Origin of the sequence: Thalassotalea marina (assembly GCF_014656435.1) — a bacterium.
GTDB lineage: Bacteria > Pseudomonadota > Gammaproteobacteria > Enterobacterales > Alteromonadaceae > Thalassotalea_C > Thalassotalea_C marina.
Genome location: NZ_BNCK01000003.1, coordinates 529,037 through 548,194, shown reverse-complemented (window position 1 = coordinate 548,194; position 19,158 = coordinate 529,037). Strand labels below are relative to the sequence as shown.

Sequence of the window (19,158 nt, the reverse complement as noted above, 5' to 3'; positions counted from 1 at the left end):
AATATTAGTTTGGTCACCAATTAGGAGGTCACAATGGCATTAACAACTGTAAATCTTAATGTAGTAAGTGCTGAAGAAGAGTTATTCTCTGGTCGCATTGAATCATTACAGATCACAGGTAGTGAAGGTGAATTAGGTATTATGCCTGGTCACGCACCTTTACTGACCTCACTAAAACCTGGTATGGCTCGAATCGTTAAGTATGGTGGAGAAGAAGAAGTTCTTTACCTTTCTGGCGGTATGCTAGAAGTTCAGCCTAATCACGTTACTGTGCTAGCTGACGTTGCAACACGTGTAGACGACCTTGATGAGCAAGCAGCTCTAGAAGCTAAACAGCGCGCTGAAACGCACATGAATGATCATGGCGATGACGTGAACTACGCTGAAGCTGCTGCTGAATTAGCTCGTGCGGTTGCACAATTACGTGTCATCCAAGCGTCTAAGAAAAAATAAGCTGAAAAACACTTAGTTTTAGTGAATTAAAAAAGGTGGCTAATGCCACCTTTTTTGTATTTTAAATTTTCAAAAGAACTAACATCTTCCTCTCTGCCAATAACTCCAATATGGTGTTACTTCTCCAGAGACTACTTTTAGGCCTGTACAAGTAAGTGACTCTTCACCAACTATTTGTTGCTTAGCAGAGGTAGCATAGTAGTGCTTTTCATGCCAATACATTGGTCCAGCGACTGCCGCTAAAGTGGTCAATACAGCTAATGCACTACCAATGATAATCTTTTTTTTCATTTTGTTATTCCTTGTTCTTATTTAGCTATTAGGTGTTTTTAGATTACTAATTGTCAAAAATTTGAGTGACAAGGTGAAACATCCACAGTGTAAAAAGCAGTTCTTTTTCCCCAAGCTAGTGGTCGTCCTTCACATGGTGTTAATATGCCTCCAACAACATTTTGTTTAGCGGCGGTTTCATAAAATATTTTTTCAATTTCACTTCCAGCACCCACTGCAGAAGCTGATATCGCCATAGCACATATTGAAGACGTAAGTATTAGCTTTTTGACTAGTTTTAACATGGTATTTCCTTATTTAATTTTGTTCGCTAGATAAAAGCCGCTTATCTGCCGCTTTTGCAGATACTAGTAAACGTTTAATTTAGGGTTTTACTCTTCAATTGGAGATTTCGGGCAAGGTATTTTACCTTCATCGTAATATGGAGTAACTTGACCAATTTGAATAGTTCTACCAGAACAATTTTGGAACATACTGCCAACTATTTGTGTGGAATTAGGGCCCGCATAATATTCTCGTTCAATAGAGTGTGTAGGGTAAAATGCTGCAAAAGCTGAGGTTAACGCTAAACTTCCTACAACCATTAGGGTTGCTAACTTTATTTTATTTTTCATTGTCTAATCCTTTTGTTTATTGTTGTTTCACGATGAAGGCAACTTAAGCCAAACAACAACTAGTGATTCCCTTCACCTTTTTTCAGATTATTTATTGAACAGTTAGAAGTCAATAGTCAACTTTACTTTTATTATTGATGATGTTGTAACTCAGATTTATTTTGATAAAAAGTGCAATATTTAATCTTAGATCAGTTAATAAAATTTGAATAATTGGCTAAGCAATCAATACTATAGTTTAAAGGTATTAAATAGTGTTTAACTCGTGGAACAATTGGACAGGGAATATCAGTACTTCGTAGGGGCAGCTCAAGTAGCCGCCAGCTTAGAGCAAGCAAATAATATTGCGAAACAATTGTCTATTACGGCGAGTAATGCCAGAGCAGTTGCACTTCGGGCTGGGCAAAATGCTGCTGGCTTTAAGCCATTGACAGATTTTATCGATCAATTAGCTAATACCACTATCTCCTCTTCTAAAAATATTAATGAGCTAGCCAACAAATTAAGCCGTAATTCAGCAAACAAATACCGAATTGATAACGCATTCAATAAGTTTAATGGCGTATTACAAAGTAATAATCAGGCACAGTTTAACCAGTCATTACATCAACCTATATCTATGATCGTAAAGCAACAGCAGGCTTTGTCTTTTACACACAGATCGCTTTTAGAAAAGCTAAGTGAAGAGTTAATACTGCTGTCTGATGAGTTACGAACGGCTGTGGTATTAGCCACGCTTTCACGAGTAGAAGCCTCACAGGCTGATACTGATTTTCAGGATACCCTCTATAGTGTGGCTGATAATGTAGAAGAGGCTGCGACAAAAATAAAAGCCCATATCTTATCGGCAATTGAACATGTTAATAGCATTAAATTGGACAGAAGATGAAACTTACAAAAATTAATAAAGACAAAAGTTATCATTGGTATGTATTGGGTCGTGACCCAGAAAAGCCACAAGCCATTATAGATACTAATCAATATTTGGTGGTAACAGCAAATAAAGCATTAATAATGGATCCTGGTGGAATCGAGATTTTTTCTTCAATGCTAGCCGCTGTTGTTAAGATCTGCCCTATTGAACAAGTGACGCACCTTTTTGCTTCGCACCAAGATCCCGACATAATTTCATCGTTAGGCTTGTGGGATCAAGCATTACCTAATGCCACTTTACATTCGCCATGGTTATGGGAAGGATTTATACGCCATTTTGGTATGAGTAATATATCCTACTCTGCAATCCCTGACGGTGGTGAAAGTATAAAAATTGATGGTGTGCAACTGACTTTTATTCCCGCACACTATTTGCATTCTTCGGGAAACTTCAATGTTTACGATGAAGAAGCCAAAATCCTTATGTCAGGGGATATAGGTGCTGCGCTTGAGCCTCATGATGCCCCTATGTATGTCGAAGACTTTGACTCCCACTGCGACAAAATGCGATTTTTTCATCAGCGCTGGATGCCTTCAAATAAAGCTAAATCTCGTTGGATTGAGAGAGTTTCTAAACTGGAGATAGAGCAACTATGCCCACAACATGGACGAATCTTTAGAGGAGATGATGTAAAGCGCTTTCTAGATTGGTTCGATAAACTTGAAGTTGGATTGGTCGAAGATTAATTTAATTATCATTGGAATCCGCTGAGCTTTCAGCGTTAGAATAGTTAAAAAATAACACATGGAACGCTTATGTCACTCTCAGTTGTAATTTTAGCCGCGGGTAAAGGTACCCGTATGAAATCTTCCCTTCCTAAAGTATTACATACCATTGCGGATAAGCCGATGGTAGAGCATGTTATTGATGCTGCTCGTTTTTTGGATGCCGAGAATATCTATCTAGTGTATGGCTTTGGTGGTGACATTTTAAAAGCCAAAGTCACAGGTGATGACCTTACGTTTGTTGAACAAAAAGAGCAGTTAGGTACTGGCCATGCGGTAGATATGGCGTCACCACATCTTAAAGACGACGAAAACGTACTGGTATTGTATGGCGATGTGCCACTAACTCGTGTATCTACACTTGAACGATTAATTGCTGCTAAGCCAGACAACGGTATGTCACTTTTGACGGTAACCGTTGATAATCCAACAGGTTATGGCCGAATTGTTCGAGATTATGGCCAAGTTGTTGGTATTGTTGAACAAAAAGATGCATCACAAGAACAACTACTCATTCAAGAAATAAACTCAGGTATTCTGTATGCCAACGGCGCTGATTTAAAACGCTGGTTGTCTAATCTGTCTAATGACAATGCACAAGGTGAGTACTATTTAACTGATATTATTGCCGCTTGCCATGCTGAAGGTAAGCTTATCGAAACCGCACACCCTGATATTGCTATTGAAACTGAAGGCGCAAATGACAGGGTGCAGCTTGCAACGTTAGAACGTGCATTCCAATTACGTGAAGCGGAGCATTTGATGATCCAAGGTGCTAGCTTACGAGATCCGCACCGAATCGATATTCGTGGAAAGCTAGTGATCGGCCAAGAAGTTAAAATTGACATTAACTGTATTTTTGAAGGTGAAGTGGTTTTAGCTGATGGTGTTAAAGTTGGTGCTAACTGTATTTTAAAAGACTGCACTATTGGTGAATTCGCTGAAATTAAACCTAATACAATTATTGATGGTGCTGTTATTGGCGATCAATGTTCAGTTGGTCCATTTGCTCGTATTCGCCCAGACTCAGTGATGAACAGAAACTCACATGTTGGTAACTTCGTGGAAATGAAAAAATCCACATTAGGTGAAGGTAGTAAATCGGGTCATTTAACTTACTTAGGTGATGCCAATATTGGTAAAAACGTTAACATTGGTGCGGGTACCATTACTTGTAACTATGATGGCGCAAATAAATCACAAACCATTATTGCAGACGAAGCGTTTATTGGTTCGAATTCTTCGCTTGTAGCCCCTGTTTATGTTGGTGAAAACGCTACCATTGGTGCCGGCTCGGTCATAGCTAAAGATGTCGAAAAAGAACAGCTTGCAGTAGCTCGCGGAAAACAAAGAAACATCGAAGGCTGGCAACGCCCTACTAAAAAATAAACTTAATGAAGTTCGCTTTATTTTTAGCAACAATCGTCATTAGCTTTAGTGCAACAGCTAATGCTAATGACCCCCCTCTTGCATCGCTTGATATAGTTGCAGCAGAGCATGAACTGCTGCAATATCGCGACAATGGCGTACTTAAAGGGCCAACCATTGAAATTCTGAAACTGCTTTTGCAAAACCAGCAATTGGTCGATAAAACACGCTTTCTTCCTTGGGCTCGTGCTTTGCTTGTGGCCAAAACTCAACCTAACACATTAGTGTTAAGCATAGTGAGAACCAAAGAAAGAGAACCTTTTTTTCATTGGATCACTAAAGTGAGCAATTTAGAACGAGCATTTATCTCGTTAAAATCCAATAAAACGGCAACTATTACCACGTTTGAACAAGCAAAATCTAAATTAACAGTTGTTGTGCGTGACAGTTACAGTCATCGCTCGTTATTAAAGCAAGGTTTTAGTGCACAACAGCATTTGTATGTTGTGTCGAACATAGAATTAGCAATTGACTTATTATTGAACAATAAGGTTGAGCTGTTATACACAGATCCTGAAGTAATTGAACATTACTTTGAAAAACAAAAGCTCAGAGCTGCTGAAATGGTCAACTTTACTGTCTTTCCGGAAACCAGTAGAAGTAGCTATATTGCGTTAAACAAAGAAAGTGATGTTGAAATCCTAGAAGTATTATTACTAGCGCACCAACGAATTAAAGACCTGCCGTCATACCACTTTTTAATTAACAATTGAGCGCATAGCCCTTAATGCTATGGTGATAGTATCTGCTATCAAACAATTTAGTTGTCATTTTTATCGGCTTTTGATTAAATAGCTAAGTTTTAAAACGAAACTTAATTGGTTTTAATCGAAACTTATGACAAAAAGAAATACTAAACAACGCCGACATATCATCATCACTGAACTTAATGAACATGGTGAAGTTAGCGTTGAACAACTTGCTAAAAAGTTTGATACCTCAGAAGTAACTATAAGAAAAGATTTGGCGGCACTAGAAAATAGCGGTCTTTTACTTAGACGTTATGGTGGTGCTGTTCCCCTGCCCTCTGAACTTATCGAGCCTAAAAGTGAAAAAGTTTCAAAGCGAAAGATCAGTATTGCAGAGAAAGCGGCGACACTGATCCGAGACCATAACCGCATTATTCTTGATAGTGGCAGCACCACTAGTGCGTTAGTTAAAGAGCTAAGCAAAAAGCAAGGCTTAGTGGTGATGACAAATTCATTGGCGATCGCGTCGGACATCCACGCACTGGAAAATGAACCAACATTATTGATGACCGGCGGTACTTGGGATCCTCACTCTGAATCATTTCAAGGCAAAGTGGCTGAAAGTGTTCTACGATCATATGACTTTGACCAATTATTTATTGGCGCCGATGGTATAGATATTGAGCGCGGCACAACAACGTTCAACGAACTTTTAGGCCTAAGCCAAGTGATGGCCGAAGTATCGAGAGAAGTTATTGTGATGGTTGAATCTGAAAAATTTAATCGAAAAATTCCTAATTTAGAAATTCCATGGCAACAAATACATGTATTAATTACTGACGATGAACTGTCGCCGGAAATTAAACAACAACTTGTTTCACATGGCATAAACGTAATAATCGCTTAACGCAACTCGTTAAAAAGGAAATAAAATATGTGTGGTATTGTAGGTGCAGTAGCGCAACGAGATGTAGCAGAAATTCTCGTAGAAGGTTTAAAAAGGTTGGAGTACCGAGGTTACGACTCTGCTGGCGTCGCCATTATAGATAACGATAAACAATTAAATCGCGCTCGAAGACTAGGTAAAGTACAAGAGCTAGCTGATGCATTAACTGATCAACCTTTAGTGGGCGGTACAGGTATTGCCCACACTCGCTGGGCAACACATGGTGCACCAAGCGAAATTAACGCTCATCCACATATTTCAAGTGATAACATTGCCGTGGTTCATAACGGCATCATAGAAAACCACAAAGAGCTGAAAGAGCAATTACAAGCGTTAGGTTATGTGTTTAGTTCGGAAACAGACACTGAAGTTATCGCTCATTTAGTACATCATGAGATGAAAACAGCCAGCTCATTGCTTGCGGCAATGCAAAAAGCAGCATCTCAGTTAGAAGGTGCGTATGGCACTGTGGTGATGGACAGCAATGACAAAGATCGCATCGTCGTTGCTCGTTCAGGTAGCCCACTGGTTATTGGTTATGGTTTAGGTGAAAATTTCATTGCTTCTGATATGTTAGCTTTGTTGCCTGTAACGCGTAAATTCGCCTTTTTAGAAGAAGGTGATGTTGCAGAAGTGACACGTCATAACGTGAGTATTTTTGACGTTAATGGCAATGCAGTTGAACGTGAAGCCAAAGAGCGTGAAGTTGCGCAAGACAGTGGTGACAAAGGTGAATATCGCCATTACATGTTAAAAGAAACCTATGAACAGCCTACCGCTATTCGCAATACCCTTGAAGGTCGTTTAATTGGTAATGCAATTGATATCAACGCATTTGGTGAAGGTGCAGACGATATTTTTAAAGAAATTGAACATGTACAAATCATTGCATGTGGTACCAGTTATCATTCAGGCATGGTGGCGCGCTACTGGTTAGAAAGCTTAGCTGGTGTATCTTGTAATGTAGAAATTGCCAGTGAATTCCGCTACCGTCAGTCTCATGTACCTAGAAATGCCTTGTTAGTCACAATTTCACAGTCAGGTGAAACAGCAGATACACTAGCTGCTTTGCGTTTAGCCAAAGAACTAGGCTATCGCGCGAGTATGACGATTTGTAACGTCCCAGGTTCATCGTTGGTACGAGAATCTGATTTGGCCTTTATGACCAAAGCTGGCGCTGAAATTGGCGTAGCATCAACAAAAGCCTTCACCACACAATTGGTTGGTCTGTTAATGATGACATTAGCGATCGGACAACATCATGGCATGCCTGAAAATGTGCAGCAAGACATTGCCCATTCACTAATGAGTTTGCCAAATAAATTAGATGAAGTATTAGCGCTAGCTAGCTCAATTGAAGATCTAGCTGAAGATTTTGCTGATAAGCATCATGCACTATTCCTTGGCCGTGGTGACCAATATCCAATCGCGATGGAAGGTGCATTAAAGCTTAAAGAAATTTCTTATATTCACGCTGAAGCTTATGCTGCTGGTGAGTTAAAACATGGGCCTCTGGCACTTATCGACGCAGAAATGCCGGTTATAGTTGTTGCGCCAAAAAATGACTTAATTGAAAAACTGAAATCCAATGTAGAAGAAGTACGTGCTCGCGGTGGCTTGATGTATGTATTTGCCGATACAGAAGCTAAGTTTGAAAGCGATGACACCATGACAGTGATTAACGTGCCACACTGTGACGATATTATCGCGCCAGTGGTGTACACCTTACCGCTGCAGCTACTTTCTTACTATGTAGCGATCATCAAAGGAACTGACGTAGACCAACCACGTAACTTGGCAAAATCCGTTACCGTTGAATGATGTCAAATTAGCTACAAAACACCTTATTGCTTTGCACTAAGGTGTTTTTTTATAAGGTGAAAGTGTGCAAAAATTTATGGTAGTGGAAAAATTTAAACCTGGATTGATGGAAAAAAACTATCAGGTTTATAATGAAAAAGGTCGTCAATTTCCTGCAGGATTGCACTATTTAAATTCTTGGGTAAATGCAGAAAAAAATATTTGTTTTCAGCTGATGGAATCCAATGATATTAAATTGTTTGAACAGTGGTTTGCAAAATGGGAAGAGTTCGTCGATTTTGAGCTTATACCATTAGATAACTAAGGAAAAATTAACTAAATAATTATTCATACGTTGATACAACTACTTCTGCTAACTGATCAGCTTCAACCTCTAATTTCTGTAACACAATGACTTTAACATTAACTCTTTAATGCCGCTTTTCGGTGTATATTGACGTTTGTGTGGTTGTTATCGTGAACACATTATCGAAAGTCTCTACGGTTAACTTTACCAAAAAGCCAAAGGATATGGCTTTATCGTGTCGCCAAGGAAAGCACACTAAATTACAAAAGGCTGCTGAGTCAGACTTAAAAAACTTTTATCAGGAACATTGGCGCGGATTATGTGCATTTTTGCGTAAAACCTATGGTTCAGGACCACCCGATCCTGAAGATGTCGCGCAAGATGCTTTTTTCCAGTTATCGAAAATGAAATCGCGTGCACATATTACCAACCCTAAGGCTTTTCTCTATAAGGTGTCGATGAATATTGCGCTGCGCTCACTTAAGTCTGAGCGTTGGCTTACTGAACATCTTCCGTGCGCAGACGAAGGTATCGATAGTGAGCTTCTTTGTTATGGTGACCCTGACAAAATCATTAGTTCGCAGCAAGAGCTGAAAAAAGTTGATCAGCTGTTTAGCTCTCTTTCTATTAAACAAAAACATATTGTTACTGCCAGTCGTTTAGATGGCAAAACATACCAACAAATAGCAAAAGAAACAGGGTGGAGTGTTGCAGATATCTGTCGTCAACTTAACAGCGCGCTTAGCATTTTGGCTGGCACTTCTGAACACCATAAATAACGCTATGGCTATTTGGGGCAAAGTGAATACATATGAATAATGAACAACAATCTGAGGCAATAAGTAAAGGCGACAGCGTACAAGAACAAGCAATTCATTGGTTTACAGTAATGAATGACCATATGTTGTCTTCAAAATATCAGACACAGTTTGAACACTGGTATACCAGTAGTGCTTCTCATCGTGCGGCTTATGACGAGTTACTTAAGGTCTGGGATAAAGCAGGATTTACCGATAACGCCATCGCCTTTAAGGTAAATGAAAAAAATGATGTAGCAAATCTACATCACCAAAAAACAAAGAGCTATACCCTAACTGGAGGGTTCGCCATCGCTGCATCTTTAGTGATGGTGTTTTTACTGCAAATCAACGGCACAGTGGAAAAGCCAATTGACGACAGCAGGTCGAACACATACACAACAGCAATTGCGCAAACATCAAAATATACGCTTGCAGATGGCAGTGTGTTAACGCTTGGGCCCAGCAGTAAAGTGGTTTATCGAGAAATGACAGATGTTAGAGCTGCCACCTTGATCAGTGGTCGAGCCTATTTTGATGTGCAATCTAAACCTGATCTGCCGTTTATCGTTATTCATGGTAACAATAAGGTTGAGGTTACGGGCACTGAATTTGAAGTTAACCAGTTACACAATGCAACACAAGTGTCCGTGGTTGAAGGCAGTGTTCGAGTTAGCTCTGCCGATGAAACCGGTTATAGCGTTGATATCATTCAGGGTGAACAAGTGGTGGCGTCGGTTAGTGGCAACGATGTTTCAGCTATCTCCCCCTTTTCTACCGAAGATGCATTAGCATGGATGGACAATAAACTGGTGTTTTCAAATACACCACTAGATGAATTTGTTTATCGAATTCAACCTTATATCGATAAAACCATAGTGGTAAAAGACGAGCAAATAGCTCAACTCACCATTAATACGCTAATAACTACAGATAAAGTGGCGATGCTGATTGATTCACTTCCCGCTGCTTATCCCTTACACATTGAAAAACAAGAAAACGCGATCATTATTTCTTATTCAAATTAATATTGCTGCCAAACGCCTTGTGCACCTATGCAAGGCGTTTTTTGGGTCAAAAGTTTTATGAAGGTTTCGTTAAAAATCATCCTTTATTGAAAAAATTTTTCATGTTTTACCTCTTTAATGACGACAGTCGACTGAAACACACTTTTTAAAATTTTACTGGCAGCTATTAGCTTGCCATATTGGAGATGTAAACATGACCTCGTCGCGTAGTATCAAAAAAACTGTACTTGCTGCTTCTATCACTTCTGCACTTGCCATCACTTTTCCCACGCTAGCAATGACTGAACAAGCGCTTTCTTTAAAACTTCAACAAGCGCCTCTTGCTCAGGCTTTAAATCAATTATCTTTTCAGTCGGGGGTGATGATCATTGCACCTGGAAGACTAGTTAACGGTATAGATGCCCCTGCTTTAAATGGTGATTTTGCTATTGATGATGCATTAAACAAGCTGCTTAAAAACACTGGATTAGAAGCAGTAAAACAAAGCAATGGTGCATTTATAATTAAGAAAACGTCAGCCAATACCACCAACTCTCAAACGCTCGTTAAAGAAAACAGTGCCCCGATAGATGAAATTGTTGTCTCGGTAACTAAACGTGACACCAGTTTAATGGATGTTTCCGCTGCTATTTCGGTAGTTAATAATCAACAAATTCAAGATGCTGGCGTCACTGACTTTAAAGGGCTTGTTGATACATTACCGGGCATATCGATTAATTCGGCATTTGGCGGTGCTAATAACAGTTTTATTACCATTCGAGGCATAGGTGGGGCTGACGATTACAAACCAAACGGTAATCCTTCGGTCGCTTTACATGTTGATGGTATTTATCAAACGTCAAATGCTTACTTAGGTATGCCATTGTTTGATCTTGAACGTATTGAAGTCTTAAAAGGGCCGCAAGGTACCTTGTATGGCCGCAATACAACAGCTGGCGTGATCAACGCTATCACAAAACGTCCTACCGAAGCTTTTGAAGGTTATGCCAGTGTTGAATATGGCAGCTATGACTATACCCAAGGTGAAGCTGCTTTTGGTGGCAGTGTCTCAGATAACTTCAAAGTACGAATTGCCACTAAATTTGAGCAAGGTGGTGGTTACATGGACGGTAAAGGTGCAGGAAAATTTGCAGGCTTTATTCCAGAAGGGTTTGAAGGTGTTATTCCTGCCGTTAATAACCCAGGTGTGAGAGATGGCTTTGGTGATAAAGACGTATTTGCTTTAAGGGCAACCGGGGTTTATTCGTTTCAAACCAATACTGAATTAACCTTGCGCTATTTTATGAGCTCAGATAACGGCGATACTTTACAGTACGATCGTATCGCTTTAACTGACGAAACGGGCTCTGGTACTGGGCGCAATGCGGGTGAAAACAGCGATCCTTATTCTTTTTATGCTGACGAGTATTATCAACACACTATCGATATTGAAGGGGTTAATGGTGAGTTAGCCCATCAAATTAACGCCGATCTCAATGTAAATGTGTTATTTGGTTATCAAGAAAGTGAGCGTCAAATGGGGGGTAATGGTGATGGCACATCATACCCTCGCTACAAATATGCGTTTGACGAAAGCCTTGATCAATCATCATTAGAAATTCGTTTCAGTGATAATCAAGGTGGTGAATTTGATTGGATAGCGGGTGTTTTTTATGTCAGTGACTCCGTTGATTTTGTCAGTAACTGGACAAGTTTTGCTGTCCGATCACAATATACGTCGCCATACAGCCAAACTCGCAACAGTTTTGCGACATTTGCCAATGTTGATTGGTTTGTTACCAATGACTTTAAATTATCGGCCGGTGTCCGATATACACAAGATACAACAAAATTTTCAGGCTACAACCAAGATATCAATCCTTGGGGAACATCAATATATGAAGATGTGTTTAACTCCCCTGGTTATTTTTCTTGGGATAAAGATTTTGACGATAGTAACTTATCAGGCAAGTTAACAGCGCAATACTACTTATCTGAAAGCTTAAACATATTTGCTTCTATTGGTAATGGATATCGCGCGGGAGGGTTTGATGGTACCTCTATCTTTTCTCTAGAAGAAACCGAACCATTTGATTCTGAAACAGTTGACTCGTTTGAGTTTGGTGTGCGTTATACCACAGATGCAATAAGTGCTAGCCTTGATTTGTTTGCTTATGATTTTGAAGAGATGCAAGCGACGACACGACTGTCAAATGATACCAATGGCCGTACCAATGTTGGCGCTGCAGAAGTGCGAGGCGTGGAGGCGTCTTTAACAAGTGTGTTGTTAAACCAAGATCGTCATCAACTTTCTTTTACAGCGTCAGCAACGTATTTAGATACGGAAATCACCGCGTTTAGTTCAAACCGTGTTGTTGATATTGAAAACACCATAGGTGATCCATTACCAGGCTCACCTGAGTTATCTTATTCAATCGCGTTAAATCATAGTATCAATGTGATGACCGATCGTGTTTTATCTACCCGGATCAGTTATTCATATCACGATGAAGAAACCAACCGATTAAATGCAGGCCCTGGTAACACGGTACCAGATTATAGCTTGCTAAACATTAACATGGATCTTGAACTAGGCAACGGATTTACTGCGTTTGCTTACGGCCGAAATATCACCGATGAGGTGTATTTTCTTGAGCTAAATGGTGGTGCTAGGTTAGTTGGTGCACCCGCCACTTATGGTGTTGGCTTGCGCGCAAACTTCTAATTTACAAGGCACAAACCAAGGACGAGTTTGTGCCTAATTTAAAGAGATTACCCAATGAAAGTTATATTACTTTTCTTTTTGGTTTTATCGCTTCCCACTATGGCTAATACACCATTGTGGCAACAAGCCAGTGAATATCCCGATCGTGTTACTTTGCATCCCACAGCTGATCCCAGTCGTGGTTTTTCTGTCAATTGGAGAACATCTGAACAGGTAGAGCTAGCGGTTGCGCAAATTGTTCAGGCCTCTGCTGCTGCCAGATTTGATCTAAATGCCACCACGGTCAAAGCTAAAAGCCAATATTTTAATCCATCTACCAACAAGTTAGGCGCAGACAGTTATCGTTATCAGTTTAACCAATCACTGCCTGCTGTGCGTTATCATCAGGTTACCTTTGACCAGCTTAAACCTGATACAGCTTATTTGTATCGAGTACGAGGCAGTGAAGGAAAATGGTCACAATGGTTTCATGCAAAAACGGCAAGTGGTTTAACATCAGCTACAACTAAATTTCTTTATTTTGGTGATGCCCAAAATGGTATGCGAGACTTTTGGCCAGCTATGTTGCGTAAAGGAACAAAACATATGCCAGATGCTGACTTTGCCTTGTATGCTGGCGACTTAGTCGATCACGGTGAACGAGATCAAGAATGGGCACAATGGTATTCGGCTGGCAAAGCTGTTTATGCTGAAACACCTGTTGTACCTGTAGTGGGAAATCATGAATTTGCACACAAACAATATGCTGCAAATAACAAACAATGGCTGTTATCTGATTTTTGGCGAGCACAATTTGCCTTACCAGAAAATAAAGAACTGCCAGAATCCTTACAAGAAACTACTTATGTTTTACATTACCCTAATGTCGACGTTTTTGTGCTAAATACCGAAGCTAGGCATGACAAAAAGGTATTTAACCAACAAGCTCAATGGTTAACTAAACTGCTGAGCAACAGCCATGCAAAGTGGAAAGTGTTGGCCTTCCATCATCCGATATTTTCAAATTGTGGTATGCCATTAGGGACTAAAGGGCAAGACGAACCACAAATACGTGAGGTGTTATTACCTATCATCAAAAAATACCAAATTGATTTAGTACTTCAGGGTCATGATCACGCTTATTCGCGCGGCAGTATTGCTGGTAAAAATAACGATACAGTAAACAGTGTTTTTGTAACGGCTACAAGCAGCCCTAAAGCTTATCCAGTAAAAAGCATGCTCTGGCAGGAATATCAGTCATATCAAGTAAGTTTGCAGCGTGTAGGTGAAAATACGCCGACTTATCAAACCTTGATAATCGATAATCAATCGTTGAAGTTTGCTGCCTATGCCTTAACAGGAGAGCTTTACGACGCCTTTAAATTAACTAAATCAACGGCGGGTAATCTTATGATGGTACCAGGTAATTTAATGCCAGAGCGACGTTTTACTAATACCGAGCCTTATGTAAATCACAACACGTTATATTAGTTGTCATGTGAATTCTTAACGGCAGTAATAAAATCTTTATTGCTGCCGCAATGCATCTTAAATCAACGACACAAAACATTACAAAATTAGCTGGTTAAAAATACAGTGTTTGGTTATTGTGTTGCTCATTAAAAATTCAGTTTAATTATTCATCATGTATAACGGAAATTTATTTGCTCATCCTTTGTCGTTTAAATGCACTAAATTTGTTACACGACATAAACCTTTAACGCACAAACAGTGGTTAGATCGTTTATCTTCGGTAAGTGATATTGACCTAACAATCGATTGTTTTAATACAGGTCCTACAATTGAAAAGCTGGAAGTTGTGGTTGCAGAAATGTTGGGCAAAGAACGAGCTTTATTTGTTCACAAGGGAATGGTTGGACAAAACGCTGCGTTAAAACAATGGTCGGTACTACAAGGTGAATCTGTAATTGCTGTGCATCCTCAATCTCATATTATTTGTGATGAAAGTGATGCATACCAAGCGTTATTTAATTTAGAGGCTCATGTATTTGGGCAACCTAACGCTGCGATTACCGCCAGTGACATTGCCCAGCTACCGGAAAAACTGGCCGCAATAGTTCTAGAGTTGCCAGTGAGAAGAGCTGGTTTTCAGTTGCCTTCACTTGAATTGTTAGATCAGGTCAGAAGTTTTGCATCAAACCAAAAAATACCTCTACATATTGATGGGGCACGTTTGTTGGAAGCTGCGGCTTATTATCAACTTTCAACCGCAGAATTAGCACAATATGGCGATTCTGTTTATATATCTTTGTACAAATCGTTAGGCGCTATGGCTGGCGGTATAATTGCTGGTGAATCTGAGTTTATTGATGATTTAGTCACTTGGCGCAGTCGTCAAGGTGGAGATTTATTTACTGCATTTCCTTATGTGCTATCTGCTTTTTGGGGAATTGAACATTATCTACCAAGAATTAATGAATTTAACGAAAGAGCTAGTGGTTTAGCTCAAAAGCTGAAAAATGAATTTGGTGATGCCTCGATTCCGTTACCTGTGCAGTGTAATGGCTTTTTAGTTGAACTGCCTATCTCGGCAGAGCGGCTAGAAGAGCGCGTGTTAAACTTGGCGCAAAATGAAGGTATTTGGATTTGCGATAGAATTTTTCCACAAGCAACTACCTCTCGTATTGAAATTCAAGTGGGCGATGCATTAGATGATTGGACTGATAACGCGCTAATTGAAGTATTAAAGCAGCTATGTAATAGCTAAATTCCACTTAGCTATAAGCTAGTAAAATTTAATGGCGATACTTTAGTCTAAATTGTTTAATTTAGGCTTGCACCAACCACACTCAAGGCGGATAATTGCGCCGCCTTTAGCTGAGGGCTTGCTCAGCGTGAAATATCTGTCATTTAAGAGTAGTTCATTGTTTACGGCGCATATTCCTTTATTACGCTTTTTTGCGTTGTTGTTGGTGCTAATGCCAATTGTTGGGCATCAGCTAACCGTACATGCGTTTTCAGAATCACCTGAAGTAAAGAGTAAGCAATTTGCCGATCATGGTTTGCAATTCGAAAATAGCAGCAGTGATCCACAAGATACTGACGAATTACCTCCGACACCAGCCACTAGCATAGCGATTATTTTTGTTGAAAAGGTTTTTTCCAATTCACACTTTAATAGCAAGCCAACGTTTAAACTACATGCCATTCGCGCGCCTCCGAACTTCAAACATTAAAAATAGGTCGTTGTTGGGCTTTGAAATCTGCCCGTTGTTTTTACGTTTGATTAAGCGCGTTTATTTATGCACTCCCTTATTATTGTTTTTGCCGTATTGGCATTGTTATTTGTTATTTTTGAAGAAGTTGTTCACATCAATAAAGCCAAAAGTACCCTATTTTTTGGCTGTCTAACTTGGCTAGTTTTATATATGTTTCCTGGCTCACCGTATAGCCATGAAAATGTGACAGAAAGTTTGAATGAAAACCTATTAGAAATTGCCACTTTATGGTTATTTTTAATGTCAGCGATGACTTTTGTTGCTTACTTAAATAGCCGAGGTTTTATTTCTGGACTAGTTCAACGAACGTTACCAGCTCAAATGTCGGAGCGTAAGCTTTTAATTTATTTGGGTATCATCGCCTTTTTATTTTCATCTCTTGCCGATAATGTCACCGCGACGCTGGTTTCGGTTGCCGTTATAGCGCAGTTAAAAATAGCGGCGAAAAAGCGCCTTAAATATGCGGCATTGATCATCTTTGCCGTTAATAGCGGTGGTGTTTCTCTGATCACCGGTGATGTCACCACACTAATGATATTTCTCGCTGGAAAAGTCAGTATTGTATCCTTGTTGCAATTAATTGCTCCAGCTCTAGCAGGCGTTGTTTGTCTGGCGTTTTTACTATCAATAAGTATGAAAGATACCATTGAACTTAACGTAGAAACCAAACCGTTACTGTTAGTTGATAAAGTTATCGCTATCATTTTTATGTTAACGATATTTTCTACTTTGGCGTTTAACGTCATTTTTGATGTACCACCGGTTCTTACGTTTATGTTTGGTTTAAGCATTATGCTGTTGTGTGGTCACTTTATGCATTGGCCAAAAACCAATACCAATGTTCTTAACTATATTCGTGAGATAGAGTTTGATACTTTACTGTTTTTCTTAGGAATCTTGTTAATTGTTGGCGGGTTGAAAAAGCTAGAAGTACTAGATAACATCCATTTGATTTATGAACACCTACCGGTATCTGTGGCCAATTTTATTTTGGGTATCAGTTCATCGTTAATTGATAATGTGCCGCTTACTGCTGCGGTATTAAAAGCCAATATAGAAATGCCTAATTCACAATGGTTACCACTTACTTATGCCGTTGGTGTTGGTGGTTCGTTGTTGATTATCGGTTCTGCTGCGGGAATTATCGCGATGAGCAAAATTAAAGAGTTAACCTTTATTAGCTACTTGCGTGTTTTTGCCTCGTTGTTACTCTCCTATTCTGTCGGTTATTGGTTAACGGTTTACATGGTGCATTAAAGCCAGTTAAGCAAATACACGATCCAATATTGTGCCGCCTAATATGACAATTTGATGAAGATTAAACTCAGTCGATTGTCATTTTAGTAAGGCACACATACAATCTGGTCTAGACCAGTTGATTAGGATCAAATCATGAACCATTATTTATTATTAACGCCGGGGCCGTTAACGACGTCAGACACCGTCAAGCAAGCTATGCTCAAAGATTGGTGTACTTGGGATGATGATTACAACATTGATGTTGTTCAAAAAATTCGCCAAACCTTAGTGAGTTTGGCAACCAGTTCAAACGACTATTCTAGTGTATTGATGCAAGGTAGTGGCACGTCGTCGGTTGAGTCTGTGCTTGGCAGCGCTATCTTACCCAATGATAAGTTGTTAGTGATTAACAATGGCGCTTATGGCAAACGTATGGCTGAGATCTGCCAAGTGCTTGGACTTAACCATCAAGTCTTAACCTTTAAAGAAACACAGGCACCCGATATAGCATTGATTGCAAACACCTTAACTTCAGGTGATTTTAGTCACTTAGCTATGGTGCATTGTGAAACAACCACAGGGATGTTAAATCCTGTTGAGGCGATAGCTGCACTTTGTGATGAGCATAAAGTACGTTTTATTTTAGATGCAATGTCGAGCTTTGGTGGCATAACTATGGATGTCGCTCAACTAAATATCGAATTTTTGATTAGCTCCGCTAATAAATGCATTCAGGGTGTGCCAGGGTTTGGATTTGTTATCGGAAAACTAGCAGCTATAGAACGTTGTAAAGGCAATGCAAAATCATTAAGCCTAGATCTATACGACCAATGGCATACCATGGAACATGCTAATGGCAAATGGCGTTTTACGTCACCGACGCATGTGGTGAGAGCATTTGGTCAAGCGCTCTTAGAACTTGAACAAGAAGGTGGTGTAGCTGCTAGGCAAGCACGCTATCAGCAAAACCAGCAATTATTATGTCATGGTATGAAAGAGCTTGGTTTTGAACCTTTATTACCTGTTGAAATGCACTCGCCTATTATTACGTCATTCTACTCGCCAAGTGCACCTGAATATGATTTTAATCGCTTTTATCAAGGGCTGAAGGCGTTGGGTTTTGTTATTTATCCAGGAAAAGTGTCAGATGCCGATTGTTTTCGTATCGGAAATATTGGTGAAGTGTATCCGGAAGATATTAAACGCCTTATTGCGGCAATTGCTCAAGCAAAATATTGGTAAATACAAAAGGCCGCTTCGCGGCCTTTTTGTCAACGTTATGATAGTTAAATTTATTTACTATCTACTTCAATCTCTATCGCACTATGTACCCAATATTCAATGTTGTAGTCAACCAGTTCATCGTGTTGATTAAAGCGTTTACGAATAATTTTTAAGCACAGAGCACCACTATTTACATTTAAAACATCTGCTTTATCATCAGGTATCGCCGTTACCACTAAACTGCTGCGTTCATGGGTGATATTAACCCCATAATCTTGCGCAAATATGGTGGTGATAGAATCTTCTAATGGCTTGTGTTGTAAATCGTGAAACTGTGACGCTAAACAGTATATTTCCTCTACCATTACCGGTCGTTCATCTAACGAGCGTACTCGGCATACATTGTGAAATTTACTTGCTGTATTTAGCTCAAAGGTTTGGGCTAGCCATTCTTGTGCTACGGCTGTTTCAAAAGAAACTAATTGAGTTAATGCGGTAAAGTTTTGATCTTGGGCTAATTGGCCAAAGTTCACTTTTTGCACTGGATCCCATTTTAATCTGGGAGGACAGATAAACCAGCCCTTGCGGTTTTGTCGATAAATTACACCTTCGGCTTCTAATCGGGTTAATGCTTCTCTCACGGTGATGCGAGTTGATTGGAACTTTTCTAATAATTCACGTTCAGAGGGTAGCTTTTTTAACTCGGGATGTTTAGCGATCAATGCAAATAAGTATTGCCTAATTTCTTGGTAGAGCAGCAT

Annotated in this window: 20 protein-coding genes; 16 read left to right on the top strand and 4 right to left on the bottom strand. The window is 39.6% G+C overall.

All coding sequences use genetic code 11. From position 1 onward, the window contains the following. The first annotated feature begins 33 nt into the window (after positions 1-33). On the top strand, positions 34-453 hold the full coding sequence (locus IE199_RS08915; RefSeq protein WP_189769354.1) for a F0F1 ATP synthase subunit epsilon: 420 nt from the start codon (positions 34-36) through the stop codon (positions 451-453). A gap of 78 nt (positions 454-531) precedes the next feature. Here the strand turns inward: IE199_RS08915 and IE199_RS08910 are convergent, their stop codons facing one another. From IE199_RS08910 to IE199_RS08900, 3 genes are all read right to left on the bottom strand, one after another. After that, positions 532-744 (bottom strand): hypothetical protein, encoded by a 213-nt coding sequence (locus tag IE199_RS08910; protein WP_189769353.1) that lies wholly within the window; start codon positions 742-744, stop codon positions 532-534. 53 nt (positions 745-797) lie between these two features. Beyond that, positions 798-1,028 (bottom strand): DUF6289 family protein, encoded by a 231-nt coding sequence (locus IE199_RS08905; protein ID WP_189769351.1) that lies wholly within the window; start codon positions 1,026-1,028, stop codon positions 798-800. A gap of 87 nt (positions 1,029-1,115) precedes the next feature. Beyond that, positions 1,116-1,358, bottom strand: a complete 243-nt coding sequence (locus IE199_RS08900) for a hypothetical protein (RefSeq protein ID WP_189769349.1) — start codon at positions 1,356-1,358, stop codon at positions 1,116-1,118. A 265-nt stretch (positions 1,359-1,623) separates the two neighbouring features. On the opposite strand from IE199_RS08900, the gene IE199_RS08895 reads away from it, so the two are divergent. From IE199_RS08895 to phnW, 15 genes are all read left to right on the top strand, one after another. Further along, the gene (locus IE199_RS08895; RefSeq protein WP_189769347.1) at positions 1,624-2,247 is read left to right on the top strand and encodes a chemotaxis protein; all 624 of its coding nucleotides are present in this window, start codon (positions 1,624-1,626) and stop codon (positions 2,245-2,247) included. Beyond that, positions 2,244-2,978 carry an oxygen-binding di-iron domain-containing protein gene (locus IE199_RS08890; RefSeq protein WP_189769345.1) on the top strand — a complete coding sequence of 245 codons (735 nt, stop codon included), beginning with the start codon at positions 2,244-2,246 and terminating at the stop codon, positions 2,976-2,978. Before IE199_RS08895 ends, IE199_RS08890 begins: the two co-directional genes overlap by 4 nt. A 69-nt stretch (positions 2,979-3,047) precedes the next feature. Further along, positions 3,048-4,406: a bifunctional UDP-N-acetylglucosamine diphosphorylase/glucosamine-1-phosphate N-acetyltransferase GlmU gene (gene glmU / locus IE199_RS08885; protein WP_189769343.1), complete on the top strand. Its 1,359-nt coding sequence runs from the start codon at positions 3,048-3,050 to the stop codon at positions 4,404-4,406. 5 nt (positions 4,407-4,411) lie between these two features. Then, complete coding sequence (locus IE199_RS08880) at positions 4,412-5,158, top strand: substrate-binding periplasmic protein (protein WP_189769341.1); 747 nt, start codon at positions 4,412-4,414, stop codon at positions 5,156-5,158. A gap of 124 nt (positions 5,159-5,282) precedes the next feature. Then, positions 5,283-6,041, top strand: coding sequence for a DeoR/GlpR family DNA-binding transcription regulator (locus IE199_RS08875; RefSeq protein WP_189769339.1), 759 nt, complete (start codon positions 5,283-5,285; stop codon positions 6,039-6,041). A 27-nt stretch (positions 6,042-6,068) separates the two neighbouring features. Beyond that, the gene (gene glmS, locus IE199_RS08870) at positions 6,069-7,901 is read left to right on the top strand and encodes a glutamine--fructose-6-phosphate transaminase (isomerizing) (RefSeq protein ID WP_189769337.1); all 1,833 of its coding nucleotides are present in this window, start codon (positions 6,069-6,071) and stop codon (positions 7,899-7,901) included. 64 nt (positions 7,902-7,965) lie between these two features. Continuing rightward, the gene (locus tag IE199_RS08865; RefSeq protein ID WP_189769335.1) at positions 7,966-8,205 is read left to right on the top strand and encodes a DUF3303 domain-containing protein; all 240 of its coding nucleotides are present in this window, start codon (positions 7,966-7,968) and stop codon (positions 8,203-8,205) included. A 152-nt stretch (positions 8,206-8,357) separates the two neighbouring features. Continuing rightward, positions 8,358-8,966 carry an RNA polymerase sigma factor gene (locus IE199_RS08860; protein ID WP_229854618.1) on the top strand — a complete coding sequence of 203 codons (609 nt, stop codon included), beginning with the start codon at positions 8,358-8,360 and terminating at the stop codon, positions 8,964-8,966. A 32-nt stretch (positions 8,967-8,998) separates the two neighbouring features. After that, positions 8,999-10,012 carry a FecR family protein gene (locus tag IE199_RS08855; protein WP_189769332.1) on the top strand — a complete coding sequence of 338 codons (1,014 nt, stop codon included), beginning with the start codon at positions 8,999-9,001 and terminating at the stop codon, positions 10,010-10,012. A gap of 193 nt (positions 10,013-10,205) precedes the next feature. Next, complete coding sequence (locus IE199_RS08850) at positions 10,206-12,716, top strand: TonB-dependent receptor (RefSeq protein ID WP_189769330.1); 2,511 nt, start codon at positions 10,206-10,208, stop codon at positions 12,714-12,716. Positions 12,717-12,770: 54 nt separating this feature from the next. Next, positions 12,771-14,186, top strand: a complete 1,416-nt coding sequence (locus IE199_RS08845) for a purple acid phosphatase family protein (RefSeq protein ID WP_189769328.1) — start codon at positions 12,771-12,773, stop codon at positions 14,184-14,186. Between the two features lie 154 nt (positions 14,187-14,340). Beyond that, entirely contained in the window at positions 14,341-15,423 is a 1,083-nt protein-coding gene (locus IE199_RS08840; RefSeq protein ID WP_189769326.1) for a threonine aldolase family protein, read from the top strand. A gap of 127 nt (positions 15,424-15,550) precedes the next feature. Next, complete coding sequence (locus IE199_RS08835) at positions 15,551-15,892, top strand: hypothetical protein (protein ID WP_189769325.1); 342 nt, start codon at positions 15,551-15,553, stop codon at positions 15,890-15,892. Between the two features lie 66 nt (positions 15,893-15,958). Next, a complete protein-coding gene (nhaD, locus tag IE199_RS08830; protein ID WP_189769323.1) occupies positions 15,959-17,191 on the top strand; it encodes a sodium:proton antiporter NhaD in 1,233 nt (410 codons plus the stop codon). Between the two features lie 132 nt (positions 17,192-17,323). After that, positions 17,324-18,415, top strand: coding sequence for a 2-aminoethylphosphonate--pyruvate transaminase (gene phnW, locus IE199_RS08825; protein WP_189769541.1), 1,092 nt, complete (start codon positions 17,324-17,326; stop codon positions 18,413-18,415). 50 nt (positions 18,416-18,465) lie between these two features. On the opposite strand, the gene IE199_RS08820 is transcribed toward phnW, so the two are convergent. Then, positions 18,466-19,158 carry a UTRA domain-containing protein gene (locus tag IE199_RS08820; protein ID WP_189769316.1) on the bottom strand — a complete coding sequence of 231 codons (693 nt, stop codon included), beginning with the start codon at positions 19,156-19,158 and terminating at the stop codon, positions 18,466-18,468.

What these genes read in the sequence shown, in the direction of transcription:
- IE199_RS08880 (WP_189769341.1), top strand. Translation starts at nt 4,412, where the DNA reads ATGAAGTTCGCTTTATTTTTAGCAACAATCGTCATTAGCTTTAGTGCA.
- IE199_RS08900 (WP_189769349.1), bottom strand. Translation starts at nt 1,358, where the DNA reads ATGAAAAATAAAATAAAGTTAGCAACCCTAATGGTTGTAGGAAGTTTA.
- IE199_RS08845 (WP_189769328.1), top strand. Translation starts at nt 12,771, where the DNA reads ATGAAAGTTATATTACTTTTCTTTTTGGTTTTATCGCTTCCCACTATG.
- IE199_RS08820 (WP_189769316.1), bottom strand. Translation starts at nt 19,158, where the DNA reads ATGCTGCTCTACCAAGAAATTAGGCAATACTTATTTGCATTGATCGCT.
- IE199_RS08890 (WP_189769345.1), top strand. Translation starts at nt 2,244, where the DNA reads ATGAAACTTACAAAAATTAATAAAGACAAAAGTTATCATTGGTATGTA.
- IE199_RS08905 (WP_189769351.1), bottom strand. Translation starts at nt 1,028, where the DNA reads ATGTTAAAACTAGTCAAAAAGCTAATACTTACGTCTTCAATATGTGCT.
- IE199_RS08915 (WP_189769354.1), top strand. Translation starts at nt 34, where the DNA reads ATGGCATTAACAACTGTAAATCTTAATGTAGTAAGTGCTGAAGAAGAG.
- glmS (WP_189769337.1), top strand. Translation starts at nt 6,069, where the DNA reads ATGTGTGGTATTGTAGGTGCAGTAGCGCAACGAGATGTAGCAGAAATT.
- IE199_RS08910 (WP_189769353.1), bottom strand. Translation starts at nt 744, where the DNA reads ATGAAAAAAAAGATTATCATTGGTAGTGCATTAGCTGTATTGACCACT.
- nhaD (WP_189769323.1), top strand. Translation starts at nt 15,959, where the DNA reads ATGCACTCCCTTATTATTGTTTTTGCCGTATTGGCATTGTTATTTGTT.
- glmU (WP_189769343.1), top strand. Translation starts at nt 3,048, where the DNA reads ATGTCACTCTCAGTTGTAATTTTAGCCGCGGGTAAAGGTACCCGTATG.
- IE199_RS08850 (WP_189769330.1), top strand. Translation starts at nt 10,206, where the DNA reads ATGACCTCGTCGCGTAGTATCAAAAAAACTGTACTTGCTGCTTCTATC.
- IE199_RS08855 (WP_189769332.1), top strand. Translation starts at nt 8,999, where the DNA reads ATGAATAATGAACAACAATCTGAGGCAATAAGTAAAGGCGACAGCGTA.
- IE199_RS08875 (WP_189769339.1), top strand. Translation starts at nt 5,283, where the DNA reads ATGACAAAAAGAAATACTAAACAACGCCGACATATCATCATCACTGAA.
- IE199_RS08840 (WP_189769326.1), top strand. Translation starts at nt 14,341, where the DNA reads ATGTATAACGGAAATTTATTTGCTCATCCTTTGTCGTTTAAATGCACT.